A 15784-nucleotide genomic window follows, 5' to 3' on the forward strand; every position below is an offset into this window, starting at 1 on the left:
CCATTCACCAATTCGATACATATATACTTTCTCTTAGATTCATCTGTAAAAGTATATAAGCTTACTTTAATTGGCTTTTATAGCATTTGACTTCTTATTTCTTCTTCATTTTTAACCATAAATTTATAGCTCTTGTCCATAAATTTATCTATGGAATTATCTTTATATATTTCATCTAGATAATCATATAATAGCCTTCCACCAATATTCATTTTATAAAAATAAGGATAGGCATTTCCATTTTTATGGTATGGATTGATTTTATCAAGTTCTTTATCTTTAAGGATTTGTTCTACTACAGCCTCACTTAAAATCCAAATTAAACTAGGAGATTCGTATTGTTCATAGGAGTCCTTATATTTTTGATTCCATAAATAAAACCATAGATAATGAACAATCTCATGTAGTGCTGAACCTATTGAACCCGCATCGCTATTCATATAAAACACATCAAAGGTATGTTCTTTTAAGTATCTAGGACTTATAGGATTTAATGTTATATTACATACTAAATCATTGAAAACTTCTCTAGTATCAAATTCAAAGATCGAAGAAAAACGCTCATTAATTAATTTTTCGTATCTATTCCAATTTTCTTGATATGAAATAACTTTGCTTTGTATTTCTTTTTCTCTTGATTTATATAATTCAAGAACTGTTCCTAAAATTTCTTCAATAATATTCTTATTATCACTACTCTTATTAAACAAGCCTTTGAACTCTATCAATTCAGGAAAGAAATGAAATATTGGCTCACTCCAAAACTCATCCTGTTTTATAAACTCTGAAATTGATTCCGCAGAATATTTGTATCCTGGATCTTTATATATCAACTTCATTCTAATACCCTCCTTTAGTCTCAATTTATTTAATTATAATAATTACTCATTATTTCATATAATTATATTAATATTTAACTAAAATATATAACCTAAATAATTAAATATCTTCCATAATACTATTCTATTTTTCTTTCCAAATTCCTTCTTTTCCCAAAATCTTTCTTTATTCCTCATTTATTACGATTTATACCAATAAATATTATCTTTAAGTACTAATTTATATACAAAAAAGCCATAATAATCCTCTGATTACTATAGCTTTTAATTTACTTACATTTAATTCTACAATTCTTTAATATTTGTTAATGTAGTTGTAATCGGTGGCACTACTTGTTTTTTTCTTGAAAGAACTCCTGGTGCATAAAAAGAGTTATTTACAAGAGTTTTTCCAAAGGCTTTAGCCACTAATTCCTTATTTTTTCCTACTACTACCATTTCTGAAGCTTCCTTAAATATATCTGTTAACATCAGTATAAATATAGAGTATCCTCTTTCCTTTGCTCTTTCTTCCATTAGGGATATTAAGTCAGTTTTCATATCCTTTAAGCTTTCTGGATCCATTGTATATACTTGTGCTATACCAATATTATCTTCCTCTATGGTAAAGGTTTTGAAATCTTGTTTTAGTAATTCCTGTGGTGTTCTCCCCACTAAAGAAGTTCCTGCCTTAAACATCTCCATGGCAAATTCCTCCACATCTAAATCTGCAATTCTTGCCAGTCTTTCTAGTATCATTCTATCTACATTAGTAGATGTAGGAGATTTAAATAACAAAGTATCAGAAATTATGGCAGCAGAAAGTATTCCTGCCATTTTCTTTGAAGGTCTTCTGCCATTTTCAAATAATATTGATGCAATTATAGTGGATGTGCTTCCAACAGGTTCATTTCTAAAGTATATTGGATTACCTGTAAACACATCTGCCACCCTATGGTGATCTATAATTTCCAATATCTCACATTCCTCTAAACCATCTACAGACTGACTTCTTTCATTATGGTCTACTAAGATTACCTTTTTCTTCATACTGGATATTAGGTGATACCTAGATATTAACCCTACTACTTTATTGTTATTATCATCATCTATGACAGGATATGATCTAAATCTAGTTTGTGACATTGTTTCTCTTACATTGTCTACTAGATCATCAAGATTAAACACTATTAAATTATCCCTAGTCATTACATGACTAATGGGAACTGATTGAGCTATTAGCCTAGATGTGGTAAAAGTATCATGGGGTGTTGATATTATAATTATTCCATTTTCCTCAGCTAAACTTATTATTTCTTCTTCTACTTCTACATTTCCAGTTACAATCATTAATGAAATACCCTTATTGATGGCTAATTCTTGGGCATCTTTTCTATCTCCACATATGACTATATCATTTTCTTCTATATATCCTCCTATAGATTTAGGCTCCATAGCTAAAACTAAAAGCTTCCCTGTAATGGACTTCATATTATGTGAAATTATAACTGTCTTAGCAGACAGAGTATCTATAATATTATCTATACTAGTTCCTGATTTTCCCAATATTCCATTATCCCAAACATCTATATATGCCCCTATTATATCTGATATAGTTACTATTCCTGTTAATTGCTCGTTTTCATCTATAACTGGAAGACTATTTAAATTGTTCTTCTTCATTAACTCTAAAGCCATACGAAGCGATATATCTGGACTAATAGGAGCTATTTTATCAAAATTTAAATCTTCAACACTAAGTCTTACTGTTTCCAAAAGAGTAGGTGCTGAAACTCCAAAGTATTCTAATATAAATTTAGTTTCTCTATTGATTTCTCCAAGTCTTACAGGAATAGCATTAATATCTCCGTTGGCATTTTTATACTCTGCATATGCTAAGGCTGCACATATAGAATCTGAATCAGGATTTTTATGTCCTGTTATGTATACTGTTTCCTTCATACTTAACCTCCTTTTAATCCTTATCTTTTGTTATGTAATAATATTATATCATTTAATCTCTAATATCAAAGTATAAAAAGCTGATGGTAACCATCAGCTATACTATATTTCTAATTCATTATAGTCAAATATAATTTGTTCACCATCATTTACTACTATACAAGGTAGACCTACTTTTCCAGCCTCCTTAATTTCATTGAATACTTCATAGTTATCTCTATATTTTAAAAACATCTTTAAATTCAACATATTTTCACTAATATCTAGATATACAAATTTAACATCATGATTGGAAAGATACTCTTTCGCTGGTTCACATCCTGGTCAGTGTTTACTTCCAAATACTATTATTTTTTTCATTACTTTCCCTCCAATTTAAATTATATATCCAATTATATACTTTTCAGAAGATTATTTCTATACTTCTACTTTAATCTTTTTCTTCTGAAAAAATACACTATTAGCATGATTAATGGAATAACTATACTAGCTATAATAGATACTATAGAAAAAATTGTATTAAAAGGATTTGGTACTGCTAATATAGATCGTCTATCCTTTATAAAAATTACTGAAATAAATATTATAATAGATATTGGAATAATAAATATCTGATTTTTCCTATTTATCAACTCTCCTAAAGCTACAGTAGTAAAATAAAAATAACCTGCAATTTTTAGGGTATTTCCCATTATCCAGGATGTTATATATAATAAGTCAAACCCTTGAATTTCTCCTATTTGAAGTATTCTAGTAAATGTTAGAAATGGAAAGTTTACGTGTTTTGCAAACTCTATACCTAAAGTTAGTTGAGTAGGTATTAGAAACAATATAAATATTAAGATCGAGTATATTATAGACTTTACGAATATCCTGTTTAAATCCTTTTTGTTTTCCAAATTAGGTGTTACCATAACCAATATTAATATGTCATAAAACTTTAAAGAAGTTTCTATAGCACCTAAATTTATTTCTCCAAATGTAGAATCCATAAAAACTGGTAGTAACTCATTAATATTATAGTTTTTATATCCTAATCCTACAATCAAAAAAATAATTATTATTACAATAGGAATTATTATTTCACCAAGTCTAGCTATATTTCTTAAACCTCTGGAGGAAATATATGCACAAGTTAATATTATAATTGAAGCAGTAAACCAGGTAGGAGTCGCTGGAAATAAGGAAGCATCTAATATTTCAACTAATGTACTAACAATTATAGTACTGGAAAATAAAAATGTAAGAAAATAAAATACTCCTATTATCCCTCCAATAAATCTTCCCATAATCTTATTTGCGAACTCCAATAAATTTAATTTATTAAACTTATTGCTTAGATAAATTAGAGGTAAATTAAATATTATGGTGTAGCCAATTGATAACAAAGTTGATATCCAAACATCTTGATTAGCCGGAACAGTATTCACTGCTGGCATGTAAGTTAGTCCTACCATTATTCTATATAATACCATTAAGAGTAGTATCTGATTATAAGCTACTTTATTTCTTGCCTTTATATTTTCCATATTATTTCACCTTTACTCTATTAATTGGTGTGTTTATTAATCCTGTCCTTATTATATTAGTGTCGACTTCTATCTGAAACTCTGCTTCTGAAAATATTTCATCCCAATTATTCTCTATTTCCTTCCATAGTTTCGGATACTTCCTATGAAATACTAGACCAAAACCGAAGATATCTAATTTATGAACCTCTTGCCCTTTTCTTAATGCCTCTTTGAGCGCTTCTTCTATAGCCTTAGAACAGGCTTCTTCCATTTTTTTAATATTTTCTTCCTTGGATATATCTATATCACCTACTACTTCCCCAAGGGAAGATCTTAACTTGATTTTTGTCTTAAGTATTATTTTTCCATCTAATATTTCTACATCATTTTTAGTTTTATTGTTAATTATATATACAGAACTTAAACTATTAGACTTGCCCTCATTTTTTAAAGGTATTGGTGTAGGAAATGTTACAATCCCCATTTTTACATTATCCATAAAAAAGTTTAGAGCCTTAGTATCATTTCCGTTTAAATATCCTACCAAGCTATCTTTATCAAATATGGCAGACCCTAAGATTGATAATTCATATTCTGAAGCCTTACTTGCACTTGCAGATTTATCAACTATTTCTCTTTTTCTTTTTTGTATTATTCCCACTACTGGATGATGTCCTTTATGATAATGGTGTTTTATATAATCTATAAAATTAGTATCCATTGCTTTTGGGTTACTATTTGTATTTCTAACAAGATTTAGTATATAGTTTGCGGGCATTTGTTCTAATCCCGGATTAATACCCATTACATCATAGGCCTTAGACCCTTTCGCAACTAAAATATACGATGTTTCTCTTTGCTCCCTATCTCTAAATAATTCATCTATATGATCAATTAATCCTTGCTTCGCAAACTCCTCTCCAAAGATGACAATCTTATTATGGGAAGCAAATACACGACGGTCAAACTTCAATGTTATATCTCTAAAAGCTTCAAGCATATTATTTCCAACGCCCTGCACATATTTTACAGAAACATCTTGCTCCATATTAGATTCCTGTGCCGAAATGGGTTTTATAAATCCTACTGTCAATAATACTTTGTCATTTTCCATATCAACACCCATGATTAACGAGATACCAAGTTTATTTAATTCTTTAGAATCCCAGCATCCTGTAAGAAATAATACCAATATAACCAATATATTTAGAAAAATAATCTTCTTCATATATTTATCTCTCCCTATTTATATTTTGCCTTTTAAGATTATTCTTTTCTATTCCCGCTGGTCTAAATATAAATTTCCATATAGGTGCTCTTGTAAATGTGTCCTTTGTAAGACCTTCCATATTCCTAGGAGCTATAGGCCAACAGTAAGGTATACCAAAGGAATCTAGGGATACCATATAGGCGGTTATAATCATAAATCCACAAGTAACCCCATAAAGGCCTGAGACTCCACCTAATAGTATAATAATAAATCTTAGTACAACGATTCCTTGTACTAATTCTGGAATAATGAATTCTGATATAGCTGACGCTGAAACTACAATTACTGTAAGTCCGCTTACTATTCCTGCCTGAACGGCTGCTTGACCTAATATCAATGCTCCAACTATACTTACTGTATTACCAATATTTTTAGGAAGTCTAAGTCCCGATTCCTTTGTTAATTCTAGTGCCAAAGTTAGTAGGAATACCTCTATCATTATGGGGAAAGGCGCCCCTTCCCTTGCTCCCGCTGCACTTATTAACAATGGAGTAGGAATCATTTCCTGATGATAAAGTTGTAAAGCTACAAATACTCCAGGTAAATATACAGTTACCATCATGGCAAAGTATCTTAATAGCCTTAAAAAAGAAGCATAATAAGGCCTTAAATAATAATCCTCACTTGCCATTAATCCTTCTACAAAAAGTTTAGGAATGGTCAAAACATGAGGTGTCCCATCAGTAAGTATGGCAACTCTACCTTCCAAAATCTTAGCCGCTATTATATCAGGTTTTTCCACATTTCCAATTGTTGAAAACATGGATCTTGGGCTATCTTCTATAAGTTCTTCTATATATCCACTTTCCAATATAGCATCTATATTTATTTTCTCTAGTCTTTTTCTGACTTCATCTAAGACATCCTCATTTACAATTCCCTTAATATAAGCTAGACTAACAGAAGTTCTAGTCTGTTTTCCTAGAATATAATCCTCGAATACTAGGTTGTTATTTCTCAAAATCCTCCTTACAAGCACTTTATTTACTGATATATCCTCTATGAATCCTTCCTTTGGTCCTCTGACAACTGATTCTGAACCTGGTTCTTCTATATTTCGCTTTGCCCATTTACTTATTTCAACTGTATAGCCAATATTTATACCTTCCATAAATAAGGCTATCATTCCGTTTGGAAGCCGATCTATTATATTTTCCATTGAATTTGTTTTTTCAATTTGAGAAATAAAAATAGTTCTTTTAAAATTTTCAGGCTTTTCTAATCTAAGTATTAAAGGTTTTAATATATCTCTATCAAAAATATCTCTATCTATGAAGCCTTCGAAATATACTGCCATCATCTTTATATTAGAGTTAGTTTCAAATTCATAGGCTACCAAATCTCCAGTACTATGGAAAGCATTTATTATATTTTCTCTATTCTCTCTTATACTTTTCGAAATCATTCATATCATCCTTTATAGTAGAGTTATGGTTATTATTGCCAAGTCTTATTTTATTATTTAATAAATAGTAATATTAAAAAATTTACTATTATAACAAAGCAAAATAAAAAACAACTCTAGAACATAAAACTTCTAAAGTTGTTTTCTAATATACAGAATGTATATTAATCCCTCAAATTGTCCTACTGTATAGCCATTTTATATTTAAATATATCTACTATCTTCCCTCACTCTCTTCTTAGATAGTTCATTATTCAGAATAAAGCCTCAATAAATAGTTCTAAAGGCTCTTCCAATAATCTGGAAGAGCCTTTTATTATCTTAATTTTTTATGTTTAAACGCTATTTAGCTGCGTTTTGTCCAGCAATTCTACCGAATACTGTAATATCAGCAAGGGCATTACTACCTAATCTATTAGCACCTTGAATTCCTCCTGTTACTTCACCTGCTGCATATAATCCCTCTATTACATTTCCTTCTGTATCTAATACTTGAGCATTTGTATTAATTTTTATACCACCCATTGTATGGTGAACTGCCGGAGTAGCTTTTAAAATATAAAATGGACCAACTTCTACAGTTGAAGGTAAACTTCTTTTGTTGAATTCTGGGTCTTTTCCATCTGCCACATATCCATTGTATTTATCAACAGTTTTCTGTAATTCTGCTGCATTAATTCCGAAGAAATCAGCAGCTTCTTTTATAGTATCAGCTTTTACTAATAAATCATTTTTATATAAGTAATCAAGTTCTGGTCCATGATTTTCTTGTAATTTACTTGCTTCAAATCCTTTTTGATCAAGTAGCTCATAGCACACATGACCAGTTTGATCCTTAATAGCCATAGACATTACATCACGTCTACCTAATTCTTCTACAAAACGCTTTCCTTCTTTATTTACAATAACCGTATGACCATATAATCTTGCATCATCATAGTAAAGTAATGTTCCAGTTAGTGGGTCACATATTGGATATGTTTGAATACGTTCCATGCCTACTAAAGATGCTCCTATTTTTTCAGCCATTGTAATACCATCACCTGTACTACCAGTTGAGTTAGTTGATAAGATTGTTTCATCTATATCAGGGTTATATTTAACTCTCATCTCTACATTAGAGCCAAATCCTCCTGATGCTATGATTACTGCTTTGTTAGTATTAAAAGTATAATTTTTATTTTCCCCTTCTGCTTCTACTCCTATAACTTTTCCATTCTCATCTGTAATTAAAGCTGTTGCTTTAGTATTTAAAAGAACAGGGATATTCATTTCTTCAGCCTTTGCAAGTTGCTTAGATATGATTTCTCTTCCGCTAGCTCCTGCTGGAACTAAACTTCTCTTAACTGAATGTCCACCAAAAAACATTAACTCATCTTCCCATACTACCCCTACTTCATCTCTTAGCCACTCAGCACCTGCAAGAGCATTTTCTGCTAAAACCCTAACTAACTCTTCATTTGCCTCATTATCTCCACCTTTTAAGGTGTCTTCTACATGAAGCTCTATACTGTCTTCAATACCTTCCTCCTTCTGTAACCAATTGTTTGGTGCAGCATATTCAGCACCTGAAATCAAGGTATTTCCACCAGCCATAGGCATTTTTTCTAAAACGATTACATCTGCACCAGCTGATTTAGCCTCAATAGCTGCAGAAAGGCCTGCTCCCCCAGCACCAATTATTACTATGTCATGAGTTTCCGTAACTTCTTCCTTTACTCCACTTGAAGATGTAATATCAGTTTTCTTCAACATTTCTGGAGTTCCTCCTGCTGCAGTTAATGCGGCATTTACCGCTTCTATGAATCCGTTAGATGTAAAAGTACATCCTGAAACTCCATCTACTTCAAGACTATTTTGAGATATAATACTTTCTGTTAAAGTTTCCATTGCAGTATCGAATCCTGGTGTTTCATTATGATTCAATACCTTTATATCAGTGATAGTATCATCTGAAATTGTTACTTCAACTTTTATCTCGCCGCCTTTACCAGTACCAACTCCTTCATACACACCATCTTTTATAGCTGCTGTAGATTCATTGATACCTACGTTTTCTGCCTTATTACAACCTACTAAACCTACTGCCATAGTTATTACTAGAAAAAATGCTAAAAACTTTTTCAAATTTTGTCCCTCCTATTTTTGTTAATTTATCGCTTATATCGTTATTAGTTTAACATAGCTTTTCATTTTAGTATTTACACTCATATGTCTATTTTTGTACTTTAAAATCCAGTATTTAAAAATACAACAAAATCCTATATAATAATAATTGAGCTTAAAAGTTAAAATTCAGGTGAACAACTATGTCTTTACGTCTAAAAATTATCATAATTTTTGTTTTATGTATAATACTTACTCTTTCTCCTCTATTGTTTGTATTGGAAACAAAGGTAAAATCTTCAAATATGGAGCAGTTGGAATATCAAACTTTACAACTCATTGATTCAAAATCAAATGAGATTGGGTCTTGGTTAAATCAACGAATAAGTGAAATAAGAATTATTCATGAATATGCTTCAACTAAAGAGTTTGACCTAATAGCCTTAAAACCATATTTAACTCGCTTAAATAAAGTATTAAGTAAGCAATATGGAAATTTAAATGAAACCTTTGCAATAGGGACTAGTGATGGATATGGATGGATCAATGATAATATCACTATTGATGTCTATAGTCGAGAGTATTTCAATAAGGTAATGTCATCAGATATTGAGTATATTATATCTGAGCCAATCATCTCCAAATCTGATAAGACTCCTATTTTTATTATTTGCTATCCAGTTGTAAATGATAAAAATGAAAAAATAGGGTTTATTAATGGTGCCATTAATTTGGAGAAAATCTCCGAAATAGCAAGCGGCATTGATGTATACAATGGATTTTCTTGGATTATGAATAAGGATATGGACATATACTCTACTTCAAAAGATAATTTGGCAAGTAATTATATTTCCATAGAAGGACTAGATAAAATAATTGAGGAATCTAAGGAAATAGATTTAGGAACTATTAGCTTAAAAAATATCTCTGACAAAGATTCGACTTTATTTTTTTCCTCTATCCCCTATACAGAAGACTGGATCTTATGTACCCTAATTGAAAATAGTTATATTCATTCCCAAACTAATAATATCATCAACTTAGTTGTTATCCTAGGAATAATTTTATTATTGTTTGCTATTTTACTTGCAATTATTGTCTCTGGAACTATTGTAAAACCAATACATAAGTTAAAAAATCATATGATAGAAGTGTCTAATGGGAATTTGGATTCCTATTATGAAACTAAAAATAATGATGAAATATCTATATTAGGTAAAGTGTTTAATCAAATGCTTAGGGATATTAAGAAATTAATAAATGAAGTATATCAGGCACAAACTCAAAAAAGAAACGCTGAATTGAGAGTATTGCAATCACAAATAAACCCTCACTTTTTATATAATACACTAGATACAATTCAATGGAAGGCTTTGGAGTATAATGCCTTTGACCTTGCAGATATGATTAACTCATTGTCTATATTCTTTAGGATATCATTAAGCGATGGAAAAGAATTTATTACAATTGATGAGGAAATAAAGCATGTACGCAACTATCTGAAAATCCAAGAAACACGTTATAAAGATAAGATTAGTTATAATATTGATTTAGATGAATTAATTTCACAATATCTAGTCCCTAAGATGATAATACAACCTCTAGTTGAGAACTCTATTTACCATGGACTAAAACTAAAAAAACAGAAGGGTTTTATTAATATAAATATATTATCTGAAGATGATTGTATACTTATTGAAGTTATAGATAACGGCTTGGGGATGAATTATGAAAAGCTTTCTATAATTAGAAAAAATCTCTATCAGTCTATTGAATCAGAGCACTATGGATTGTATAATATCAACGAACGTTTAAAGCTTACTTTTAAGGATAAATATAGTATTAGTATTGACAGCAAATTTGAAGAAGGAACTAAGGTATCATTAAAAATACCAAAGATAAGTGAGGGATCTCAATGTTCAGAGTAGTAATCGCTGATGATGAAGAAATAATACGTAATGGTTTGAAAAATTTAATAGAATCCTATGATTTAAATTTATCTGTTGTAGGAACAGCACAAGATGGTGAAGAAGCTCTGAATTTAATTCATATGTATCAACCTGAAATTATTTTAATGGATATTAATATGCCTTTTATAAATGGTCTTGAAGTAATAGAAAAAATTAAAGAACTGGATTCTAATTCTAAAATAATAATTATATCAGGATACGATCAATTTGAATATGCACAAAAAGCTTTAGAACTTGGAGTATTTAGTTATTTACTAAAACCTATACAGTATAGGGATTTTAAAAATATAATTATTAAAGCCATGGACTCCTACTGCGAAAGAATGTGGGAAATAAATAGATTAAAGGAAATAGATATGGACAATACAAACTATAAATGTGTTGGAAATCAAGCCATTAACTATATAAAAGAAAATTTTACTCAAAACAATCTAACATTAAATCTTATAGCTGAAAATTTACATATAAGTCAGTCATATCTCACTAGAATAATCAAACAAAAAACAGGAGTTAGTTTTACTGATTATCTTAATAAACTAAGAATCAATATGGCAATAAAACTTCTATTAGATAAGGATAAGGACTATACCATAAATGATATTGCAAATATGGTAGGATACAGCAGCCAGCATTATTTTAGCAGAGCCTTTAAAAATTATATGGGACTCTCACCTAATCAATATAAAAATAAAAATTCTGTGAATCATTAAATTTTGGAATTAATTCAACTGTAATTATTCCTTCAGAACAGCTGAGTTATTTCCTAATTTCATCATATACCTTGTTTCTTAATATTATAATGAAGTCTTCTAAGCCTCTTTAAATCTTGTGGTTGTAATTTTGCCGTCTACTTTACTTATAGTTTTAACTTTTAAGGTTGGATTTACCACATTAAATTCTGCTATAATATCTTCAAATATTTTAAACTCTTTCCTTTTGATAATTACTTCCATTTGATATCTCTTTTCCTCATTATTACCTCCAACAAGAAAAGTATTAACTGTATATCCTGTTTCTCTAAGTCTATTTGCTATTTCCATAACTTTATTTTTGTTATTCAAAAATAAATCTACTTCTAAAATACCAAGGGCTAGCCTATCTTCAATCTTACCGCCTATAAAAACTCCAGCTGTTCTTCCTAAAGCATATGATATTGTAAATTGAATCCCATCAGAACTAGTTACCTTACTAACAATAGTTGCAAAGATCATAGCATCCGCAAAAACTAGTAAATAAACTGGATTCATAATTTTTTTTGACATCAATATTGTTTTTAGCGTTGCTAAAACATTTGTAAAAGCGGTTACCAAAAACAAACCCACAAGTGCAAACATAACATTTATTGTCATTTAAACACCTCCTTTTTAAATTTTATATCACAAAAAACTAATATACAAATCGTATATTAGTTAGTAATTAATTAGTCGTATTCATTTAAATAATCCATAGGGAAAATTCAAGATTAAATAAATATAATCCCCTTTCAGGGCATATAGGCATAAAGTAAATGGTTATATCTAAACCACCATCATAACTTTAAAATAAGGATAAGATTATTATAAAAATTATTTTAAATACTTTAACTACATTCTAACAATTAATCTAACTTCATCATTATACTACATCTCCTGATTATTTGCAAATCTAGACCTATTTCTTATGCTTTATTATTTCAAATCAAATACATCTTCTGTAAAATTACTATATTATTTACAGAAAAATTTTAATAAAAAACTATTGACATTACCAGATTAAAGTATTATGATATTTTTTAATATTAAAAATGCTTTGATGGAGAGAAAGATATCCTAACTTAATTACAGAGAGTTGGAAAAGGTGAGAGCCAACATTAAGAAGATATGTAATATTCACTCCTAAGCAGATTCGTTAAACGAAGCTTTCAAGTAGACGAATCCGAAGGCCCATCGTTATAGGGGATAGGACTGTTAGGTCTGATTGAGTGATGACTTTGTCATAATTAGGGTGGTACCGCGGATATAATCTTTCGTCTCTATAAGTATAGCTAAAGCTATATTTATAGAGATGAAAGATTTTTTTTATGACCTAACTTAGCGAACGAAGTGAGCTTTAGTAGGTCAAACGCAATAAGCACCAAATCTATATGAGCGTAGCGAGTGAATAGATTTGAGTTGCGAAACTGAGTGAGGTTACTTAACCAAATTTAAATTGTCAGTTCTCAATCGCCAATTCAAATTATAGGAGGATAAGGAAATGAAGAAATTAAAAATCAGCAAATTATTATCTTTAACAGTAGCAAGTATTATGATTTTATCAGGCTGTAATGCAAATGTGAGTAAACCGAGTAATACATCTAATGAAAAAGTATATAAAATTGGGATTAGTCAATTAGCAGATCATCCAGCGTTAGATGATGCCAGGAAAGGCTTTGAAGATGGATTAAAAGAATTTAATGTGAATGCAGAAATAGACTACCAAAATGCACAGGGGGATATTCCAACTACTGTTAGTATATCTCAAAAATTCGTAAAAGATAAAGTAGATTTAATATACGCTATAGCAACGCCAGCGGCTCAATCTGCCAGGCAATCTACTTCAGAGATTCCTATATTATTTAGTGCAGTAACAGACCCTGTAAAAGCAGAAATAGTTGTAGATTGGAAAGATGTTGGCAGTAATGTAACTGGAACATCAGATATGGCACCTACAGCTTCTCAGTTAAAGATGTTTAAGGAAATCAACCCTAATATAAAAACTATAGGTATACTTTATAATACGTCTGAAGCAAACTCAGAAGTCCAAATAGAAGAAGTGAAAAAACTAGCACCAGCTGAAAGTTTAGAAATAGTTACAGTTGGAGTAAGTAATGTAAATGAACTTCCTCAAGCAATAGATTCCCTATTAAATAAAGTCGATGCCGTTTATGCTCTAAGTGATAATCTAATAGCCTCTTCTGTTGAGTTGGTATCAAAGAAACTTATAGATAAAAAAATCATATCTATCTGTGCAGAGGAAACACAGGTAAAAGGTGGATTATTAGTAACAAATGGACTTAGCTATTATGAACTAGGTAAACAAACAGCTAAGATGGCTAAAGAAATACTTGTAGACAAAAAAGATATTTCTACTATACCAGTTGGTGTAGCAGAAAAAACCGTAACAACTGTAAATATAAACACCTTAGAAGCATTAGGATTGGATTCGACTCTTCCACTATTTAAGGATGCTGTAAATATAGGAGAATGATCTCTCTTCTTTCCTATTCGTTATAAAAATTAAATATTTTTGGCTATACTTAAAACCACTGGCCTCTATTAGACCTTATATCACTCCATCAAGAATTTTAAAAATATTTTTTCAAAAAAGTATTGACATTATGAGATTAAAGTATTATTATTTTATCTAATATTAAAAATGCTCTGATGGAGAGAAAGATATCATTGATTATTCAAAGAGAGTTGGGAAGGGTGAAAACCAACAATAACAAGATATGTAATATACACTCCTAAGCAGATTCACTAAAAGAAACTTTCAAGTAGGTGAATCCGAAAGCCCATCGTTATAAGGGATAGGACTGTTAGGTCTGATTGAGTGATGACTTTGTCATAATTAGGGTGGTACCGCGGATATAATCTTTCGTCTCTATAAGTATAGCTAAAAGCTGTATTTATGGAGATTGAAAGATTTTTTTATTGCCTTAATTACACCATGGATTCAATCTAAGCTAATATCCTATATTTTTTATTAATTAAATTATAGGAGGATAAGAAAATGAAGAAATTAAAAATCAGCAAATTATTATCTTTAACAGTAGCAAGTATTATGATTTTATCAGGTTGTAATGCAAATGTAAGTAAACCAAGTAATACATCTAATGAAAAAGTATATAAAATTGGAATTAGTCAATTAGCAGATCATCCAGCGTTAGATGACGCTAGGAAAGGCTTTGAAGATGGATTAAAAGAATTTAATGTGAATGCAGAAATAGACTACCAAAATGCACAGGGGGATATTCCAACTACTGTTAGTATATCTCAAAAATTCGTAAAAGATAAAGTAGATTTAATATACGCTATAGCAACGCCAGCAGCTCAGTCTGCTAAACAAGCTACTTCAGAGATTCCTATATTATTTAGTGCAGTAACAGATCCTGTAATTGCTGAATTAGTAGATTCCATAGAAAAACCAGGTGGGAATATAACAGGAACATCAGATGCTAGTCCAATGGATAGACAGCTGCAACTATTTAAAGATTTAAATAGCAATATCAAAAAAATTGGAATTATCTTTAGCACTAGTGAACCTAATTCACAAATTCAAGTTGAAATGGCAAAAGAATTAGCACCTTCCATAGGTCTTGAAATAGTAGAGGTTGGAATATCAAACATATCTGATATACCTCAAGCTGTAGATTCTATAGTTAAAAAAGTAGATGGGATATATACAATAACAGATAATATGGTGGCATCTGCAATTAATATAGTTTCTGAAAAAGCTATCTCTAATAAATTAATTACTGTGGCTGCTGAAGATTCTCATGTAAATGGAGGCATTCTCATTACTGATGGAATTAGCTACTATGAACTAGGTAAACAAACTGCAAAGATGGCTAAAGAAATTTTAGTTGATGGAAAAACTCCTTCTGATATTCCATCACAGACTGCAACTAATACCAAAAAAGTCTTTAATAAAGAAACATTAAAGTCCTTAGGACTGGATGAAAATAATAATGTATTCAATGATGCAATAAAAAATGATTAAAT

Annotated in this window: 11 protein-coding genes, 1 pseudogene and 2 other annotated features; of the genes and pseudogenes, 4 read left to right on the forward strand and 8 right to left on the reverse strand. The window is 30.1% G+C overall.

Annotation, left to right across the window (positions count from 1 at the left end):
* Positions 1–77: 77 nt before the first annotated feature.
* From RBU61_RS12835 to RBU61_RS12865, 7 genes and pseudogenes are all read right to left on the reverse strand, one after another.
* Positions 78–839, reverse strand: coding sequence for a hypothetical protein (locus RBU61_RS12835; protein ID WP_308875845.1), 762 nt, complete (start codon positions 837–839; stop codon positions 78–80).
* Between the two features lie 285 nt (positions 840–1124).
* On the reverse strand, positions 1125–2780 hold the full coding sequence (locus RBU61_RS12840; RefSeq protein ID WP_308875846.1) for a putative manganese-dependent inorganic diphosphatase: 1656 nt from the start codon (positions 2778–2780) through the stop codon (positions 1125–1127).
* A gap of 102 nt (positions 2781–2882) precedes the next feature.
* A pseudogene (locus RBU61_RS12845) lies at positions 2883–3089 on the reverse strand (glutaredoxin); the annotation flags it as partial.
* Positions 3090–3205: 116 nt separating this feature from the next.
* Positions 3206–4309, reverse strand: coding sequence for an endospore germination permease (locus tag RBU61_RS12850; protein WP_308875850.1), 1104 nt, complete (start codon positions 4307–4309; stop codon positions 3206–3208).
* Position 4310: 1 nt separating this feature from the next.
* Positions 4311–5519, reverse strand: a complete 1209-nt coding sequence (locus tag RBU61_RS12855; protein ID WP_308875851.1) for a Ger(x)C family spore germination protein — start codon at positions 5517–5519, stop codon at positions 4311–4313.
* Positions 5520–5523: 4 nt separating this feature from the next.
* Positions 5524–6966, reverse strand: coding sequence for a spore germination protein (locus tag RBU61_RS12860; protein ID WP_308875853.1), 1443 nt, complete (start codon positions 6964–6966; stop codon positions 5524–5526).
* Between the two features lie 342 nt (positions 6967–7308).
* A complete protein-coding gene (locus RBU61_RS12865; RefSeq protein ID WP_308875855.1) occupies positions 7309–9093 on the reverse strand; it encodes a flavocytochrome c in 1785 nt (594 codons plus the stop codon).
* A gap of 182 nt (positions 9094–9275) precedes the next feature.
* Between RBU61_RS12865 and RBU61_RS12870 the strand changes: the two genes are divergently transcribed.
* Both RBU61_RS12870 and RBU61_RS12875 read left to right on the forward strand, forming a co-directional pair.
* A complete protein-coding gene (locus tag RBU61_RS12870) occupies positions 9276–11000 on the forward strand; it encodes a sensor histidine kinase (RefSeq protein WP_308875857.1) in 1725 nt (574 codons plus the stop codon).
* On the forward strand, positions 10988–11752 hold the full coding sequence (locus RBU61_RS12875; RefSeq protein WP_308875859.1) for a response regulator: 765 nt from the start codon (positions 10988–10990) through the stop codon (positions 11750–11752). The genes RBU61_RS12870 and RBU61_RS12875 overlap by 13 nt, the downstream gene beginning before the upstream one ends.
* Positions 11753–11851: 99 nt before the next feature.
* On the opposite strand, the gene RBU61_RS12880 is transcribed toward RBU61_RS12875, so the two are convergent.
* Positions 11852–12391, reverse strand: a complete 540-nt coding sequence (locus RBU61_RS12880; protein WP_308875861.1) for a DUF5698 domain-containing protein — start codon at positions 12389–12391, stop codon at positions 11852–11854.
* Positions 12392–12821: 430 nt separating this feature from the next.
* Positions 12822–13058: a binding site (T-box leader), on the forward strand.
* Positions 13059–13274: 216 nt separating this feature from the next.
* Here RBU61_RS12880 and RBU61_RS12885 point away from each other — a divergent pair.
* Positions 13275–14267: an ABC transporter substrate-binding protein gene (locus RBU61_RS12885; protein WP_308875862.1), complete on the forward strand. Its 993-nt coding sequence runs from the start codon at positions 13275–13277 to the stop codon at positions 14265–14267.
* Positions 14268–14431: 164 nt separating this feature from the next.
* Positions 14432–14668: a binding site (T-box leader), on the forward strand.
* A 124-nt stretch (positions 14669–14792) separates the two neighbouring features.
* Positions 14793–15782, forward strand: coding sequence for an ABC transporter substrate-binding protein (locus tag RBU61_RS12890; RefSeq protein WP_308875864.1), 990 nt, complete (start codon positions 14793–14795; stop codon positions 15780–15782).
* Positions 15783–15784 lie beyond the last annotated feature (2 nt).

Origin of the sequence: Tissierella sp. MB52-C2, from assembly GCF_030931715.1 — a bacterium.
Taxonomy (GTDB): domain Bacteria; phylum Bacillota; class Clostridia; order Tissierellales; family Tissierellaceae; genus Tissierella.

Bases quoted from the DNA above. Each gene is read 5' to 3' on its own strand.
- RBU61_RS12855 (WP_308875851.1), bottom strand. From the start codon at position 5,519: ATGAAGAAGATTATTTTTCTAAATATATTGGTTATATTGGTATTATTT.
- RBU61_RS12870 (WP_308875857.1), top strand. From the start codon at position 9,276: ATGTCTTTACGTCTAAAAATTATCATAATTTTTGTTTTATGTATAATA.
- RBU61_RS12835 (WP_308875845.1), bottom strand. From the start codon at position 839: ATGAAGTTGATATATAAAGATCCAGGATACAAATATTCTGCGGAATCA.
- RBU61_RS12890 (WP_308875864.1), top strand. From the start codon at position 14,793: ATGAAGAAATTAAAAATCAGCAAATTATTATCTTTAACAGTAGCAAGT.
- RBU61_RS12840 (WP_308875846.1), bottom strand. From the start codon at position 2,780: ATGAAGGAAACAGTATACATAACAGGACATAAAAATCCTGATTCAGAT.
- RBU61_RS12875 (WP_308875859.1), top strand. From the start codon at position 10,988: ATGTTCAGAGTAGTAATCGCTGATGATGAAGAAATAATACGTAATGGT.
- RBU61_RS12885 (WP_308875862.1), top strand. From the start codon at position 13,275: ATGAAGAAATTAAAAATCAGCAAATTATTATCTTTAACAGTAGCAAGT.
- RBU61_RS12850 (WP_308875850.1), bottom strand. From the start codon at position 4,309: ATGGAAAATATAAAGGCAAGAAATAAAGTAGCTTATAATCAGATACTA.
- RBU61_RS12880 (WP_308875861.1), bottom strand. From the start codon at position 12,391: ATGACAATAAATGTTATGTTTGCACTTGTGGGTTTGTTTTTGGTAACC.
- RBU61_RS12860 (WP_308875853.1), bottom strand. From the start codon at position 6,966: ATGATTTCGAAAAGTATAAGAGAGAATAGAGAAAATATAATAAATGCT.